Origin of the sequence: Fimbriimonas ginsengisoli Gsoil 348, assembly GCF_000724625.1 — a bacterium.
Taxonomy (GTDB): domain Bacteria; phylum Armatimonadota; class Fimbriimonadia; order Fimbriimonadales; family Fimbriimonadaceae; genus Fimbriimonas; species Fimbriimonas ginsengisoli.
Genome location: NZ_CP007139.1, coordinates 4,264,198 through 4,280,630, shown reverse-complemented (window position 1 = coordinate 4,280,630; position 16,433 = coordinate 4,264,198). Strand labels below are relative to the sequence as shown.

Here is a 16,433-nt window from a genome sequence, read left to right as displayed (position 1 = left end):
TAACGGCGCGGTATGGGAGAATGAGGTGAGCCGTTTAGATGACGAAATTTAGTCGTGCGTTTACACTGATCGAACTGCTGGTCGTCATCGCTATCATCGCGATCTTGGCGGCAATTTTATTTCCGGTTTTTGCCCAGGCGAAAGAGGCGGCAAAGAAGACAGCCTGCCTGAGCAATCTCCGCCAAATCGGAACGTCGTTCGCCCTCTATCTGAACGATGCCGACGACCGGTTTCCGGACCGCCGCGACCTAAAGCAATCGCTGCCAGGCGGGTGGAAACCCTGGAGCACTTGGCCTGCCTCCGATCCGCGGGGCGGATGGGCAATGATTACTCTTCACCCCTACACCCACAACGACGACATCTGGTCTTGCGACTCGATCCGCGGCTCAGCGGTTGGCAGCGTCGTTCAAGTGAAGCAGACCTTGCGGGACGAGTCCACCAGTCCGGCCTCCCGCTATTGGCTATGGCGATTCGACCAGATCACCGATCCGGTGCCGCTAGACAATTTCTGGGGGAAAACACCCGATCAAACGGTGTCCGACCTACAAGAAGCCAAAAATCCCCAAGCCGGAAATCCGCAGGGAGAGGCGGAAGTCGAGTTGGCGGTCGATCCCTATTTCCCCGGCACCATTCCCTCCGTGGACGCCTCGCTGAAAGGCAAGGCAGTTCATACTGGCGGCCGAAATCGGCTGTTCGAAGACGGCCACGCGAAATGGCTGCGGGATATCCGTACCAAAGCGTGACACCCAGGTTGGCGGTTAGCCGTTTGCGGTTAGCGGTCGCCCTGATATCGAGATGAAGCGGCTCTTTATCGGTCTAGAACTAAGCGAAGTGGTCCGCGACCGCGTGGTCGCCTTGCAAGACCGCCTGAAGGACGTCGCGACCCGGCAAGGGGTTCGGTTCGTCCGGCCGGAGAAGATCCACCTCACCGTGGTGTTCTTAGGCCATCTTCCGGAGGAGAGCGTGGAAGCCATCGACGCCCTTTGCGTTCCGATTTGCGCCGGATCTGAGCCCGTCCGGTTAGTCGTGAAGGGTTTGGGGGCGTTTCCCAGCCTCTATCGCCCCCGCGCCCTGTGGGCAGGAGTCGACGGCGATCTCCCGGCACTGAAGCATCTGCAAGCTGCTCTCGAGGAGGCACTCAAAACGCTTTTGCCCCTGGATGAGAAACCCTACGTGCCCCACCTCACCCTCGCCCGCCTCTCACCCGGCTCGAAGGAGGTTGGGCGGATGGCAACCGGCCTGTCGACCGAGCTAGGCGAGCTGGCGATCGCCGACTGGGATGTCGCCCAGGTGCTCCTTTTTGAAAGCACGCCAGATGGGCGGTACGAGGTTTTAAAGCGTTGGAATCTCGGAAACCTTCCCGTCGCCTAACCGGCAACCTCGACCGTGGACCGCTGGTCTCCAGACCGGCCTCCCCTACGTCCGAAGGACGTGTAGCCGCAGGTTGGCTCGTACCTGCGCCTGGTGTACCTTCGGTACACCGGAACATCGGCGGGGGCGCCGACGCTACGACGAAAGGCTCTCGCACAGGTACGAGCCAACCTGCGGCTACAACGCTTCGCGTTAATAGTTAAGAAAATATTCGAATACTTTCCAACAAACCCTTGACAACGTCCGGGTGGGTCTGACACTATCTCACTCCTGCCTGCAGTGAAAGCTACGGGCCGCACAGTTTAGTCGCACGGGCCGCTGATTCTGGGTTATCTGGTAAGCGAAAGCAAGCGGGTTCGACCCCCGCGGGGTTCCTCGGAACCTCTTCCCAGAAACGCTCCTCGTCCGTGCAAGTTCAATTCTCGTTTGGGCCGAAAGGCTTGGGTTACCGCCTATGACGCGAGAGGTCGCCGGTTCAAGTCCGGCTCGGTCGCAAGACCGGTAGCTCAGTGGGTAGAGCGCTTAAAACATCCAGGTCGCCAACTTGCCCAAACGACTAAAATAGAAAGCTCGCCGCGGGCCGGATGGCGTCGGTTCTCGCTCATAACGAAACCCTCCGACGACTAGGTACTTGTCCGCGACGTAACGAATTCATATCCGCCAATTAGGAAAGCCATGTTAGCCATAACGCGCATCTATAAAGAAACTCTCGCCGGCCAAGCGCCGCGAGATTTCGTGGTGTCGCGACTTAGCGGCTCAGAGAACCTGAATACCCCCAGTTTCGGGGTGGCGAACCCGGCAGAGTAGTCTGCCACTCGACCGCCCCTCCTACCTGGAGCGGCGGAATACCCAAAACGAATTCCTTCCCGCTCCCTCGACCCGATCGAGCGCTCCGCAAACGCGTGCGCCACGACCCACCGGAGAGGTGAAAGGAATGAACTACGCAAAGCTATTTAACCGCGCGACGACTCACCAGTCGATGCCAATCCCGGGATCTGGACAAGTCCTGAATCATGCCGGCGGCTTCGTCTATGAAGTCGACGGTTGGACGGTGCTTGACCGGTTCCTGATCCTCGGCAGCGAGGCCGGGACCTTCTACGTCGCCCCGCAGAAGCTGACCCAGGAAAACGCCCAGAACGTGCTCAAGCTCATCCACGAGGATGGAGAGCGCGTGGTTCGGCGCATCGTGGAAGTCAGCGTGGCGGGTCGGGCGCCGAAGAACGATTCGGCGATCTTCGCGCTGGGGCTCTGCGCTTCGTTCGGCAACGACCGGACGCGCGCCGAGGCACTGCTCGCGTTGCCGTCGGTCTGCCGAACCGGAACGCACCTGTTCCAGTTCGCCGCGGTCGTCGACGGACTGCGCGGGTGGGGTCGGGGACTTCGCCGGGCGATCGGAGCTTGGTACAACGCCAAACCGGTTCAGGAGCTGGAGCTGCAGTTGGTTAAGTACCAGCAGCGCGACGGCTGGTCGAACCGCGACTTGCTGCGCTTGGCTCACCCGAAGCCGGAAAGCGAAGCTCACCGCGACCTATACAAGTGGGTCGTGAGCGGCGCGGACGCCCCGGCGGGAAGCAAGCGGATCGAGGCGATGCAGCGACTGAAGGGAATGACCGACGCGGCGGAGGCCGCAAAGGTCATTACCGAAGCGCGGCTGCCTCGTGAGGCGGTACCGACCGAGTTGCTCAACAAGGCCGAGGTTTGGGAAGCGTTGATGACGGACATGCCGATGACGGCGATGGTGCGGAACCTGGCGACGATGACTCGCGTGGGACTGCTCACGCCCAAGTCGGAGGCGACGAAGACGGTGAAGATGCGCTTGGCGGATGCCGAAAGGATTCCCCGGGCGAGGGTTCACCCGATGGCGCTGCTGTTCGCGCTCCGGACGTACGCGTCCGGGCACGGACTGCGCGGCTCCGCCGAGTGGACGCCGGTCACGTCGATCGTCGATGCGCTCGACTCAGCGTTCTACCTCGCGTTTGCGAACGTAGAGCCGACGAACAAGCGGTACTTGCTGGGGATGGACGTTTCGGGCTCGATGAGCAACGCATTCATCGCGGGTACGGCAATGACGGCGGCGGAAGCCTCGGCGGCGATGGCGATGGTGACGGTGGCGACGGAGGAGGCGGTAACGCCGATGGCGTTCTCCACGATCTTCACGCCGTTGTCGCTCTCGAAGCGGATGCGGCTGGACCAGGCGACGAACTCGATGCGGGGGCTTCCGTTCGCGGGAACGGACTGCGCCCAGCCGATGATCTACGCGATGGAGCGAAAGCTGCCGATCGACGTCTTCGTGGTCTACACGGACAGCGAGACGTGGCACGGCATGATCCACCCATCGCAGGCGTTGGTGCAGTACCGCCAGATGATGGGGATCGATGCGAAGCTTGTCGTCGTCGGAATGACCGCGACCAAGTTCAGCATCGCCAACCCGAACGACCGCGGAATGCTCGACGTCGTCGGCTTCGACGCCAGCGTGCCGAGCGTGATGGCGGAGTTCGTGGGCGGTGGGCGCTAGGAGGCGCTAGGGCATTGGGCGTTAGGCGTTAAGGCGTTAAGGCGTTGGAAAGTATCAGACACAGAAGTGCCATTCGGCCCTTAACGCCCAACGCCTTAACGCCCAACGCCTGGCATGGGATTTCATCGGCGGGGACGCCGACGCTACTTATAGGGAAATAAAATGGAGTTAAAGACTTTTGGCCCAGTCGATGATCGGGCGCGGCAGCAGCTTCTTCGGTGCGCGCAAGGCGACGCTCCGTTCGCAGTGCTGTGCGCCGACCATCACCCGGGCTACAGCCAGCCGATCGGAGGCGCGGTTGCGTACAAGGATAAGATCTCGCCGAGCGGGGTCGGCTACGACATCGCCTGCGGAAACAAGGCGGTGCTTACCGACCTCAAGGTAAACGAGGTTCCGATCGGGCTCGTGATGGACGACATCGTGCGGCTCATCGGCTTTGGGGTCGGGCGGCCGAACCCGGATCCGGTGGACCACCCGGTGCTCGAATCGATCAACAAGGCGGAGTTTCGGCCGCAGCGAAAGATGATCCAGATGGCGTCGAACCAGCTCGGAACCGTCGGCTCGGGGAACCACTACGTGGATATCTTCGGCGACGAACAGGACCGGGTCTGGATCGGCGTGCACTTCGGGTCGCGTGGATTCGGGCATCGGACGGCGTCCGGCTTCTTGGCGCTGGCCAAGGGCCGAGCCTTCGACGACAAGGCGGGCGACGACTCCATGGATTCGCCGCCGACGATCTTCTCGACCGACAGCCAGCTCGGACAGGACTACTTGGCCGCAATGCACCTCGCCGGGGAATACGCTTACGCGGGGCGCGACCTCGTGTGCCGGAAGGTGCTGGAGATCATGGGCGCCAAGGAAGTGGAGTCGATCCACAACCACCATAACTTCGCGTGGAAGGAAACCCACTTCGGCGAGGAGGTCTGGGTGATCCGGAAGGGATGCACCCCAGCGTTCCCAGGCCAAAAGGGGTTCGTCGGCGCGACGATGGGCGACGTCTCGGTGATCCTCCAGGGGGTCGATTCCGAGGAGTCAAAGGCGGGGCTCTACTCGACCGTGCATGGCGCGGGCCGAATCATGAGCCGTACCCAGGCGGCGGGAAAGCAGCGATGGATCAAGGGAGTTCCGACCCGGATCTCCACCGGTCTCGTCGACTGGCCGGCGGTCCAAGAGCGGATGCGCAGCCAGGGGATCGAACTCCGAGGCGCCGGCGCCGACGAAGCGCCCGAGGTGTACAAGAAGCTGGACGAGGTTCTCGCCTACCACGGCGACACCATCAAGGTGCTTCATCGGCTTCGACCGCTGGGCGTAGCCATGGCGGGCGCCGATGTGGTGGATCCGTATAAGGATTGAGTATCTGGGCGTTGGGCGTTGGGAAAGGGTAAAGCATTAAGCTAGCAACGCCTTGACGCCTTGACGCCTTGACGCCTTGACGCCTTTTCAGCTATCCGGTTTCACCGTGAAATCAGAAAGGGCGACCAGCTTTGGTCGCCCTTTCTGATTTGCCCACACCGGGCCACCCGCCTAAGATCAGGCGATTACTTGATGGCGGAGAGGAAACCACCGTGGGCAAGATAGACGGTTCCGTCACTGCCCATGGATAGCGAAAAAACGCCGCCGCCGGGTGTGTTAAGCGACCACAATATGGATCCATCTGCCGGGTTGATGGCTTGCAGTTTATTCGACAAGCTTACGCCAACGTAGATCGTGCCGTCCGCGCCGATAACGGGCGAGATCGTATTGCTCGCAACCGGAACGCTCCAATTCTGAGTGAACGTAGAGGGATTAATCGAAAAGAGCGTTGAGAGAGTCTGTACGTAGATGGTTCCGTCGGCGGCGATGGAAGGTGATCCGATGGCAATTCTTCCTAGGCTCACGTTCCGCTTGAAGGCGCCGTTGGTAGGATCGATGGCATAGAGGCCACTGGCGTAGCCGATGTAGAGGGTCCCGTCCGCTCCAACCGAGGGTGCCCCGATGAAGTTAGTGAAGCCGGCTATTGTCCACTTGAGCGAGCCGTCGGAATTCACCGCATACAAGTTGGCGCTGAGAGCGACATACACCGTCCCGTCCAGACCGATCGTGGGAGCATTTAAACTTGTGGGAACGTTAAGTCCGCCTGTGTCGTAAACCCATTTCTGCGTTCCGTCCGGATTGATGGCGTAGAGCTTTTTGTCGTTGGCAAACCCGTAAATCGTGCCGTCGGGCCCTACGGTTGCGGGGGCCGTGAAGCTGGATCCGGTGTCATAGGTCCACTTCTGGCTTCCGTCCGGGTTGATCGCATAGAAGGTGCCGCTGGGGGCCGCAAGGTAGATCGTTCCGTCCGGCGCGAGGGCCGGGGACGTAGAGCGGTTACCCCCGACCAGCGGGAACGCGACTGCCCACTTCACTGCCCCATCGGGATTGAACGCCGTCAGCATCCTATCGCTGGTGAAGCTGTAGACCGTACCGTCCGAGGCCACCGAGACGGGGGTGGTGATGCCACCGGCGAATCTGTAGGACCAGTTTTCAACTCCGGTCGCGCCTTGCCCGCCGCCGCGTCCGGTTCCGAGCGCGCTGCCTCCGATTTGAGACCAGCCGGGCAACACGGTAAGGGTGAAGGTCTGGGTCGTCGCTCCTACGGTGACGGTGATCGTCGCCAGGACGGAGGTGCTCACCGGGCTCGAGGTGGCATAGAAAGAGGCGTGGGTGGTGCCGCCGGCGACGGTGACCGTGGCCGGGAGCGTCAGCGAAGGAGTATCGGAAGAAAGGGAGACGACCACTCCGGCCGCTGGAGCCTGACCGTTGAAGAGGACCCGGCCGAGGAGGCGGTTGCCGCCGTACACCTTGTCGTACGTGAAGTCGATCCCCTGAAGCGAGTTCGCCTTAATGGTGACGGGCGCCGTTAAGGTGACGCCGGCCAGAGTGGCGGAGATGTTGAAAGTGGCGTCGACGTTGCTGGGGGTCGTCGGCATCGTGAAGGTGGCGTACTTGGCTCCCGCGGGGATTGTTACGGAGGCGGGCGGCTGGGCAAGGTCGGTCCGGTCGGACACGAGGGTAACCGCGATCCCTCCGGCGGGGGCGTTGGCGTTCAAGACGACGGTGCCTGCGTTGGCAAAGCCGCCGTAGAGGCTGTCGTAAACCAGCTTGATGCGGGTGAGCACCGGCGCGAGCACGGTGAGCGTCGCGGTCTTGGCCACTCCGTTCGAGGCGGCGGTGACGGTGGCGGTGGAATCCACCGCCACTCCGGTGGAGACGGCGGAGAAGGTGGCGTACTTCAACCCGGCCGGGATCGTCACGGAAGCAGGAACGGTGACAAACGACGAGTCGGAGGAGAGCGTCACGACCATCCCGCCAACCGGAGCGTTGGAGTTAATGACCACGGTGCCGGGTCCGATGCCGTAGCTGTTGGTGGTGCCGGGGCGGATGACGCAGGAAGTCAGGAGCGGAGCGATGACGGTGAGGGGGGCCGACTTCGTCACGCCGTTGGCGGTGGCAGTGACATTGGCGGTGGCGGTGGTGGGCACCGCGAGGGCGGTGGCGGAGAAAGTGGTGTAGCTGGAGCCGGCGGCCACCGTCACCGAAGCGGGCACCGTGACGAACGCCTGGTCGGAGCTGAGATTTACCGTAAAGCCTCCGACGGGAGCTTTCCCGTTCAGAGTGACGGTGCCGGGACCGGTACCGGGTCCGGAGACGGTGACCGGCTTGATGACGACGGCGGAGAGGAGCGTCGCCTGGACGGTCAGAGGCGCCGTCTTGGTCACTCCCCCGTAGGCGGCGGTGACGGTGGCAGTCGATTCGACTCCCACGCTGCGGGAGGTGGCGGTAAAGGTAGCGTACTTCGCTCCCGCGGGGATCGCGACGGTAGCGGAAACCGCTATGAAGTCGGAATCGGAGGCGAGGGTAATCAAGATCCCCTCGGCGGGGGCGCTGGCGGTGAGAGTTACCGTTCCGGCGGCCGAGCTAAGCCCTGGGATGGAGGCCGGTTTGATCGTGATCGCAGACAGCGCGGGAGCCGCGCTTGCGCTCAGAACGCTCAGAACCAGCAAGCATAGAGTGAAAAGACAACGCGATCTTCTGGCTATCGACGCGTAGCCATAACCGCAAAAAACTGGAGAACGTGCTGAAGACACAGCTAGGCATGATGACGGCGCGGCCAGCTCTATCTGAGCAATTGGAAGAAACCCTTACAATAACAACAAGAAGCCACTTAAACGGTTAAGCTATGGAGGCTTCTTGGGCAACACACGGGGTTCGTCGGCGTAACGAACGACTTACGCGGCGGCCTTTACGATATCCGCAAATTCATTAGGATTCAGACTGGCGCCGCCTACAAGGCCGCCGTCGATATTCGGCTGGGAAAAAAGCTCCTTCGCGTTGCTTGCCTTGACGCTGCCGCCGTATTGAATACGGATGGAGTTGGCGGTGTCTTCATCGAAGATTTTCGACAGCTCAGACCGGATCATGCCGCAAACCCGCTCGGCTTCCGCGGTGTCGCAGGTCTTCCCCGTTCCGATCGCCCAAACCGGCTCGTAGGCAACGACGCCCTCGCGAAACTCGGAACCATCGATGCCGTCGAGCGCGCCCTTTAGTTGGGAAGCGATCACCTCGTCCGTCTGCCCCGCTTCCCTCTCCGCCAAGGTCTCTCCGACGCACAGGATCGGGGAGATCGAACAGTACAGCAGGGCTTTGATCTTCAGGTTGACCGTCTCGTCGGTTTCCGAGAAGTAACCGAGCGTCGACTCGGCGACTTCCAGCTTGCCGAACCGGCCGCGCGTCTCGCTGTGCCCTACGATGCAATAGCTGCACCCGACATCCGCAAGCATGTTTGCGCTCACCTGGCCCGTGAATGCGCCGGATTCTTTCCAGAACACATCCTGGGCTCCCAAGGCGATGCTGGTATTCCTCAGAAGATACTGCACGCAATCGAGTGCGAGGTAGGGTGGGCAGATCGCGACCGCCACGTCCTCACGTCCGACCAACCGAACCAGGCCCTCCACGCAGGCCGCCGCCTCGGGACGGGTCATATTCATCTTCCAGTTGCCGACGACGAGCTTTTTGCGCATCAATATCTTTTACCTAAATGCTTCAGGCGGTTCGCCGCGAGCGATCTATCGTATCACCTTCGGTTCTACCGAAACTTCAACCTTTCCACGAACCGCGTTCGTGATAATGCAGTAGTTGTCCGCTTTATGGGCAAGATCCTCCGCGGTCGCGACCTGGGCGTCGGTGGCGGAGCCGTCTAAGGTGATCGTCGGACGAATCACGACCTGCTTATACGTGAAGCTCGCCCCCTGCTGCTCCACCGTTCCCACCGCCTCTACCTTGAGGTCCTTTACCGGCAAGCGACGATTGGCGGCGATGATTCCGAAGGTCATGCTGTAGCAGGCGGTAATCGCGCTGGTGAGCAGCTCCTCGGGATTCGTCGCCCCGCCGGGGCCCTGGAATTCGGGAGGAACGGCGAGGTCGAACGCGGTTCCGCTGTGGCCGGCGGTGGCGTTTCCGTTCCCTTCGCGCCCTCCGGACCAACTGACCTGAACGGGATATTCGTGGAGTTGAGCTGCCATTACGTGAAGATTCTACTTAGCCGGACGGGTGCATCACGCTTATGGATAAAGCGAAGCTAACCGCACTGAGCGCCACCTACGGCCTGGTAGGTTTGGCAGGCGTGCCATCATGAAGGAGGCCGTGCCTGCCGGCTTGAGAATAATGAGGAGAGTCCATCCCGTTTGAGGCGCCGCCGAAATTCGACCCCATCCCGGAAAATTGGACGGCGAGTCTTTGGCGTCGTACTACTGATCGTCGTGATCCTTAGCGGCTCTTGGGCCTACCGGGTCATGCGAGCCCTCTCGCCGCACGGCAGCATCCTGGACCCCCTCGCCGCCATGGCCAACCCTCGCGGGCAGTTTCCTGGCCGCGACCGCACGATCATCCTGATCGCGGGCAAGGACTACAACCACACGAACAAGGGGATCGAGTACACCACCGGATCCCGGTCCGACACGGTGATGCTGCTTTCCGTCGACCTTGTCACGGCGAAGCTCACCGCGGTCAGCATCCCTCGCGATACCCACGTTAAAGCGCCGGACGGCATAACCGGGAAGATCAACGCGACGTTTCAGCGGGGTGGCATCAAACTTCTTCGCGATACCGTCGCCTCGCAGTTCGGAGTCAATGCCGATCACTATGTGGTGCTGAAGGCCGATGCGGTCAAGGCGCTGGTCGACGCGGTCGGCGGCGTCGACGTCGAGGCGATCGATGACATGTTTTACGAGGATTCTTGGGCCGGCCTCAAGATCGACATTACCAAGGGCCAGCATCGTCTGGGAGGGTCCGATGCCGTCGGGTTCGTTCGCTTCCGAAAGATGGGAACCCACCGGATCGGTCCCAACGGAGAGAAGATCCCGGTCCATCACTCGGCGTCGCTTGAGGAAGGCGACCTCCGCAGAACCGAGAGGCAGCAGCAGCTAATGCGGGCGCTTACCCACGAAGCTTTGCGACCCCAAAACATCGCTCAAGCGCCGCACCTATTAGACGTCGCCTTCCAGCAGGTGGAAACCGATCTGAGCCGGACGCAATTGCTTGCCCTCGCCGCCATTTTCCGCAAGTCGGGAGGCGGCGACCTAAGCGGCGCCAGCATCCCCGGCAAAGACGATACGATCGACGGCGTCTACTTCTGGTCCCCCGATCTGGAGAGGAGCCAGCTCACCATGAATTGGCTTCTTCTTGGGGATATAACCGCCGGGCGAAAGCTGATGCGAGTGAATGTCTACAACGGGAGCGGGCGAGACGGGTTGGCCCGAGCGACGGCTAACTCCCTTTGCGAGGCCGGTTTTGCCGCCACCAGCGGCGGCAATCTGCGGGAGAAACTCGGCCAAAGCGAGGTCGTGTTCCGAAAGGCGGTCTACGAGGGGTTCGCCCGCGAGATTGCCCAGAAGGTAGGGACCACGAACGTCCACAAAGACACCACCGATCCCAGAGCTGACTGGCTCCCGGAAATCACGGTCCGCCTAGGCGGAGATGCCACGGTAACTCCGGCCGCCGTACCGGCGCACTCTCCGTAACCAAGGACCCTGGGTAGCTCCACCCATCCGGACCGCAGAGCTCCAGCTCTGCCCTCCCCACGGAGATTTATTCCTGCGAGAAGGTGACCTCGTGAGCGAGGTGTTGAGTTCTTTCCCAACCGTCCTTCCGGTTGCCCCGAACCTGATGCTCGAGTGTGTAAACGAGGCCTTGAAGGGTGGGGTCGCTTGGGTTGACGCGCTGCCACACCTTAGCGATCTCGTACGCTTCCTCATAACGGTGGAGGCGGTCGTAACACTGTGCCAGGCGCGCTCCCGCTTGCCAGCACTTCGGATCGAGCGTGCAGGCGCGACGAAGAGGATCGATCGCCGCGGCATACTCGTTCTTCCGGAAATAGCACATACCCAGGTAGCCGTTGATTTTGGCGCTGGTAGGCGTGACCTGTAACGCGGCACGACAGGCCGAGATAGCGTCATCCCACTGGCCTCGCTGCATCAAAACCTCGATCCCACTACTGTCCATAGCTTCTCCTACCCATTAAACTGCCGAAATCGTCCCGGGTTGCGCTCCTTTTTCGTGAACTTCACGGCATTATCCATCGCCTTGATATCCAAAGCACTTAACGTTTCACTTCGGCGGCCGGTGCCACCAGGTTGAGGTCTAATCCTAAATTGCGGGACATTTCCGATCTTTCGGCCCATATGTGCCGGCGTAACCGGCTTGGGTTCACCAAATAATTAGCCGTCGGCGAATTTAATGTAAGCGCAAGGAACGTGCTCAGTAAGCCATACCCCGTTGTCGGAGCGGTAGAACAGATAGCCTTTTTCGGTCATCCTCTGAGCGTCGACTTCCAGAATGAAGGGCTTTCCTCTACGTCCGCCGACCTTCGATAAGTCGATCCACCGAAACCCATCCGCCCACCTCGAGCTCGAGGCCTGCCAATCCAGGCTCGTGACGCAGGACGAGCGATACGAACTTGCTGAGGCCCTTGAACTGGCGAGGATCGGTCCGAATGCTCATGGATCGGTGGCCGATGTTACCGCGCTGGTGAGACCCACTAGCCGGAAATGCTCCGCCTACAAGAAGGGACGCAAAGTGGCGGAGGCGGTCGGGAGGATGCCGCCCCACTGTGCGATCAGCTTCTTGTAGGCCTCGCCCACCGGGCGGATCTTTCGGTCGAGGTCGTAGAGCCCCACCGTATGCACCCGATTATTTTCCTCCCGCAGAGCGACGTCCCAGTCGATCTGATCGGTGAGCGAATACCAAGTAAAGCCGAGGATCGGGACACCGTCGAGTTTGAGACGGTGAAGGTTCGCCCACTCTTTTCGAAGCCACTCGACCGAACGTTCCGTGGTCGTGTTCGTCTCGGTATGCATCACCGGCAGCCGATAACGGTCGAAGTATTGCTTGGTAATGACGTAATAGCCGAACACTTCTCCCGACGGTTCGATGGCTCGGTCGGCGCAAACCGAGTGCTCGTTCGTCCAGTAGTAGTCGTTCCCCATGACACAACTGCCGCGGACGTTGTTGTCTCGAAACCACTGGTAATCCTCGCGCGTCATGCCATGGTCGAGTAGGTACTCGTACATCATCGCGTTAATTTCTCGGCCGTAAGTTAGATCGAGGGGAAGGAATCTCTTGTGGTTGAGAAAATAGGCGTACGGCTCGCAATGAGGATCTTGGGAGTGGAAGTATTCCGAAGACTCGCTCTGAATGAAGGTGGCGTTGGGGCGCACGGAACGGATGGCCCGCATCGCCATTACGTTCGCCTTGCACAGGTTATGGAGTGCCGTGACGTAGGCCACATCTGAGCAAAGCCGCTCGTTCCACCAGCCGAATTGAGCCGAGAACTGGGCGGCGATGAAGATCTCGTTCACCGGCGTAAAGAGACGGATCCAGGGATAACGCTCGGCAAACGCTTTGGCGTACTCGGCGAAGAATTGCGGCCATTCGCGGTTTTGAAACGTCGCGCCCAGCCAGTCGGGAGTCCCGAAGTGGCACAGATCCACGATCGGAGTGATCCCCATCTCGTACAGAGCCTGAAAAGTTTCGTCGGTGAAGCTCCAGTCGTATTGGCCCGGCCCAAGGTGGGTTTGGTAGTAAGGAGGCCCGTACCGGAGGTATTCGATGCCCATCTCCCGAACGAGCTCGAAGTCTTCGCGCCACCGCTCGTAGTGGCCGCACTTCTGCATTTGATCGATGCGCTTCGGGCGCCCATCGACTTCGATCACCGGGTAGCTGTTCTCTATCCCGGTCGCGAACATGAAGTCGTGATGCATATTTGAAAACCTACAAGACATCCAGCCGGCCACCGTCTACGACGAGCGTGGTTCCGTTGATAAACTTCGCCTCGTCGCTAGCAAGGAAGCAGATTGCCGCCGCCACATCCTCGGGCTCGCCGACTTTTCCGGTTATTTTCTCTTTGCCGCTTTTCACGTTCGGATTGTTCCAAAGCATCGGCGTGTTGATGGCTCCCGGCGCCACGCAGTTGATTCGGAGCTTTTCGATCGGATATTCCTGACTCATCGCCCGGCAAAAAGCTTCCATTCCCCCTTTACTGCTGGCGTACGGAATTACGTTTGCCGTCGTCTCGTGGGCATGGACGGACGAGACGTTGACGATGGCGCCCCCTTGAATATGCGGAGCCACCCCTCTGCAAAAAGCAAAGACCGAGCGGAGATTCACCGCAAGCACATGATCCCATTGCTCCACCGTTAGCTCCTCGAGAAGCTGAAACGTCATCATCGCCGCGTTATTGACGAGCACGTCGATGCGGCCCCATTTTTCCAGCACGGCGTGAATCCCGTCTTGGATCGCACCCGCGTCTCCGACGTCCGCCACTAAGGAGATTGCCGCCTCCCCAATCGCCTGGGCCGCCGCCTCCGCGGCTTCCGCTTTCAGATCGACGATGGCGACCCTTCCTCCCTCGGATGCCATCCGGTTAGCCGTCGCGAGCCCTATTCCCGAAGCCGCTCCCGTGACGATACAAACCTTGTTTTCGAACCGCATGAACCCCTATCAGACGCAATGGTCCTACCGCGGTTCGGGACCTGAGAAGAAGTTGGAACAAGCAACCGGAAGGCCTGATCGTAAACGCAGGGTCGCTCGACGCGACGCTAACCAAGGAGAGCCCAACATGAACACTAAGAATTTCGGAGCGATCGCGGTCGCAGCATTTTCGCTCGTCGTACCGGCGTTCGCGCAAAACGTTTCGATTTCGCAGGACGGCCGCCCGGAGAGACTGTTCCGCACCGTAAGCGGACTCAACTCGCGCGACATGAAGTTCGTTAAGGATGCCGCCGCGGCGAACATGTTCGAGATCCTAACGAGCCAACTCGCCGCCGAGCGAAGTAACGACACGTTCGTCCAAGAGTTCGCCAAGGAAATGATCCACGAGCACAAGGGATCCCAGGAAGAGCTGAAGGCGGTCGCATCGAACAAGGGCGTATCGCTCCCTTCCAACCTCCCTTCCAAGCTTCAGAAGGCGTACAACAAGCTTGCAAGCCTCCGAGGTTCGGCTTTCGACAGCGCCTACCAGATGTGGCAGAAGGACGGCCATGCCGCCACTTCGATGAAGTTCAAAGGTGAAATCCAGAATGGTCGGGACCAGGACGTCAAGGCGTACGCCGTTAAGACGCTCCCCGCCGTCACCATGCACTACAAGATGCTCATCGCCAAGAAAACCATGATGGGCGCCACGAAGATGGATCACGGTATGTGATAGGCGTTATGGCGTTAGGGCGTTGGGCGTTGGGGAATGGAAGGAAAGCCCTAACGCCCAACACCTAGCGCCCCTTCACCCAATTTCGATCGGCGTGATCGGCACCGGACCATTGAAGACCGATTTGCCGTTGAACACCACTTCGACATCGCCGGTCATACCGAGCCCTGTCGAGCCAAGATCGACTCGCATCTTGGGTGCGTCTGGCGCTTCAATCCGCACCCGTTGACCCTCGATCCAAACCTCGAACTTTACGTTGGGCTCCGGCAGCGTCGCCCGGGTCGCGTTTCGACGCAGGGCGAAAACTCCCCACACGCCCCGGTGGCGAAGGGTGTCCACCACGAACGAGAAATGATCCGGCCGCCTGCGGACGTGTCTAAGCAGCCAATCGGTCTTTGCGTCCTCGTCTTCGCCTCGCGGTGAATGCCCCACGCCAGGTTGCAAAACGAACGTAGGCGTATTTCCTACTGCGGCTAATGCGTCTCGTGCCTGTTGCGACGAAGGGATCCGATCTTTATTCGAATCTTGATCGCCGATCCAGATGTAGAACGGCAGGTGCGCGGCATTGGGTACCAAGCCAAGTTCCGGCGGCGCCGAGTAGGTGCTGCCCGCCATCATCGCCACCGCTGCCCACAAATCCGGAGTCCGCTGGGCAATCGCCCATACGCCGTCCGCTCCCATCGAATGGCCGGCCATATAGCACCGGTCAGGATCGACCTTGGCAAAGCTCTTGACCTCTTCGATGGCCTCCCAAAGGTCGCTCTCCCCGTCGTCGCGCCAACCCCGGTTACCGCGTCCCCAAGGGACGACGGTGATTACTTCCCGGAGTGGCTTCTCGCTCTTCCCGTGAGGGAGGAACGTGAAGTTCACATAGGCAAGCGGGATGCGCGGCCCCGCGCCATGCATCCCGACGATCATCGGGTAGGCGTGACTCGGATCCCAGTGTGGGGGGAGTCCGACGGTACAGTACTGGAGCGAGCCATCGACCTTCGACAGCCTGGCTAGAGTCAATGCGCGCGTCCCGTCTCGAAGGTAGGTCTCCGCCTTGTCGCCGTCGTCGTTCAGGCCGTGGTCGATGGTCTGAAGGTAGCCGAGGACTTCCTTCGACTGCGCTTCGTTTCCGAACTGAAGCTTGAGAACCTCGGCTTGCGAAAGGGCGAGGACCGACTTAAGGTGCAGGACATAGAGATCGGGCTGAGGTTTTGCTTGCAGCGACTCGATCTTGAGTCTAATGCGGACGAGGACAGCATCCGGGGTGTCTTGCAGGGAGCCAGCTAAGGCAAGACTGAACGCAAGGATGGACAGCATGCGTTGATATTACGCCGTGCTCGCCGTTTCTGATCTTTGCTGCCCGGAGCCCTCACGCGACCGCCTCCTCCTTCTCGTTATATACATCTCTCAAGCCAACAACTCCGCGGAAAACCGAAAGTACCAAACTCCCCTCCTCCGGAAGCCGTCGCATGGTATTTGTCCCGGTTGGCGGCGACTAATGATTGAAGGTGCGGACGATGGCTCGTCCCAATCCAGCCTCAAAGAGGCGGCATCTGCCAGCGCAGGGCGTAAGCCCTGGGTGGAGGCGACCCATTTCCTCAAGCCCTGAAAGGGCGGAATCACCTAAGATCCTTCGGCGTCCTCTCCTTCTCCGCGAGGGGAGTTTGGTACTGATTCTTCTCCTGTTTTACAGCGGCATTCGAGTAGTTCGACACGAGGGGCTTCCGACCTCATGCGAGATGCTCCCCCAAACCTTGGAGTGGGTTAGTGTGATGAAGGGGAGCTACTTGGATTCTTGAACCCAAAGATGTGTGTAACGACAAGTCCCTCTCCCTC

Annotated in this window: 15 protein-coding genes; 6 read left to right on the top strand and 9 right to left on the bottom strand. The window is 60.4% G+C overall.

What is annotated here, in order from left to right; all coding sequences use genetic code 11:
• Positions 1–38: 38 nt before the first annotated feature.
• The 4 genes from OP10G_RS19135 to OP10G_RS19120 all read left to right on the top strand — a co-directional run bounded on the left by OP10G_RS19135 (position 39) and on the right by OP10G_RS19120 (position 5,239).
• Complete coding sequence (locus OP10G_RS19135; RefSeq protein ID WP_025228822.1) at positions 39–743, top strand: prepilin-type N-terminal cleavage/methylation domain-containing protein; 705 nt, start codon at positions 39–41, stop codon at positions 741–743.
• Positions 744–795: 52 nt separating this feature from the next.
• A complete protein-coding gene (thpR, locus tag OP10G_RS19130; protein WP_025228823.1) occupies positions 796–1,371 on the top strand; it encodes an RNA 2',3'-cyclic phosphodiesterase in 576 nt (191 codons plus the stop codon).
• Positions 1,372–2,305: 934 nt separating this feature from the next.
• Positions 2,306–3,886: a TROVE domain-containing protein gene (locus tag OP10G_RS19125; protein WP_025228824.1), complete on the top strand. Its 1,581-nt coding sequence runs from the start codon at positions 2,306–2,308 to the stop codon at positions 3,884–3,886.
• A gap of 162 nt (positions 3,887–4,048) precedes the next feature.
• Positions 4,049–5,239 carry an RtcB family protein gene (locus OP10G_RS19120; protein ID WP_025228825.1) on the top strand — a complete coding sequence of 397 codons (1,191 nt, stop codon included), beginning with the start codon at positions 4,049–4,051 and terminating at the stop codon, positions 5,237–5,239.
• Positions 5,240–5,424: 185 nt separating this feature from the next.
• Here OP10G_RS19120 and OP10G_RS25085 read toward each other — a convergent pair whose 3' ends face one another.
• The 3 genes from OP10G_RS25085 to OP10G_RS19105 all read right to left on the bottom strand — a co-directional run bounded on the left by OP10G_RS25085 (position 5,425) and on the right by OP10G_RS19105 (position 9,429).
• Positions 5,425–7,911: an outer membrane protein assembly factor BamB gene (locus tag OP10G_RS25085; protein ID WP_025228826.1), complete on the bottom strand. Its 2,487-nt coding sequence runs from the start codon at positions 7,909–7,911 to the stop codon at positions 5,425–5,427.
• A gap of 225 nt (positions 7,912–8,136) precedes the next feature.
• Positions 8,137–8,928: a triose-phosphate isomerase gene (gene tpiA / locus OP10G_RS19110; RefSeq protein ID WP_025228827.1), complete on the bottom strand. Its 792-nt coding sequence runs from the start codon at positions 8,926–8,928 to the stop codon at positions 8,137–8,139.
• A 45-nt stretch (positions 8,929–8,973) separates the two neighbouring features.
• A complete protein-coding gene (locus tag OP10G_RS19105) occupies positions 8,974–9,429 on the bottom strand; it encodes an OsmC family protein (RefSeq protein ID WP_025228828.1) in 456 nt (151 codons plus the stop codon).
• 162 nt (positions 9,430–9,591) lie between these two features.
• On the opposite strand from OP10G_RS19105, the gene OP10G_RS19100 reads away from it, so the two are divergent.
• Complete coding sequence (locus OP10G_RS19100) at positions 9,592–10,926, top strand: LCP family protein (RefSeq protein ID WP_025228829.1); 1,335 nt, start codon at positions 9,592–9,594, stop codon at positions 10,924–10,926.
• A 67-nt stretch (positions 10,927–10,993) separates the two neighbouring features.
• Here OP10G_RS19100 and OP10G_RS19095 read toward each other — a convergent pair whose 3' ends face one another.
• The 5 genes from OP10G_RS19095 to OP10G_RS19085 all read right to left on the bottom strand — a co-directional run bounded on the left by OP10G_RS19095 (position 10,994) and on the right by OP10G_RS19085 (position 13,894).
• Entirely contained in the window at positions 10,994–11,407 is a 414-nt protein-coding gene (locus OP10G_RS19095) for a tetratricopeptide repeat protein (RefSeq protein ID WP_025228830.1), read from the bottom strand.
• A 215-nt stretch (positions 11,408–11,622) separates the two neighbouring features.
• Complete coding sequence (locus OP10G_RS27975) at positions 11,623–11,739, bottom strand: RNA 2'-phosphotransferase family protein (protein ID WP_420810111.1); 117 nt, start codon at positions 11,737–11,739, stop codon at positions 11,623–11,625.
• Positions 11,740–11,755: 16 nt separating this feature from the next.
• Positions 11,756–11,905, bottom strand: a complete 150-nt coding sequence (locus tag OP10G_RS27510) for an RNA 2'-phosphotransferase (RefSeq protein WP_227624977.1) — start codon at positions 11,903–11,905, stop codon at positions 11,756–11,758.
• 56 nt (positions 11,906–11,961) lie between these two features.
• Complete coding sequence (locus OP10G_RS19090; protein WP_025228831.1) at positions 11,962–13,164, bottom strand: family 1 glycosylhydrolase; 1,203 nt, start codon at positions 13,162–13,164, stop codon at positions 11,962–11,964.
• A 10-nt stretch (positions 13,165–13,174) separates the two neighbouring features.
• Positions 13,175–13,894, bottom strand: a complete 720-nt coding sequence (locus OP10G_RS19085) for an SDR family NAD(P)-dependent oxidoreductase (RefSeq protein ID WP_025228832.1) — start codon at positions 13,892–13,894, stop codon at positions 13,175–13,177.
• 127 nt (positions 13,895–14,021) lie between these two features.
• On the opposite strand from OP10G_RS19085, the gene OP10G_RS19080 reads away from it, so the two are divergent.
• Positions 14,022–14,606, top strand: coding sequence for a DUF4142 domain-containing protein (locus tag OP10G_RS19080; protein ID WP_025228833.1), 585 nt, complete (start codon positions 14,022–14,024; stop codon positions 14,604–14,606).
• Between the two features lie 75 nt (positions 14,607–14,681).
• On the opposite strand, the gene OP10G_RS19075 is transcribed toward OP10G_RS19080, so the two are convergent.
• On the bottom strand, positions 14,682–15,914 hold the full coding sequence (locus tag OP10G_RS19075; protein WP_025228834.1) for a carboxylesterase family protein: 1,233 nt from the start codon (positions 15,912–15,914) through the stop codon (positions 14,682–14,684).
• Positions 15,915–16,433 lie beyond the last annotated feature (519 nt).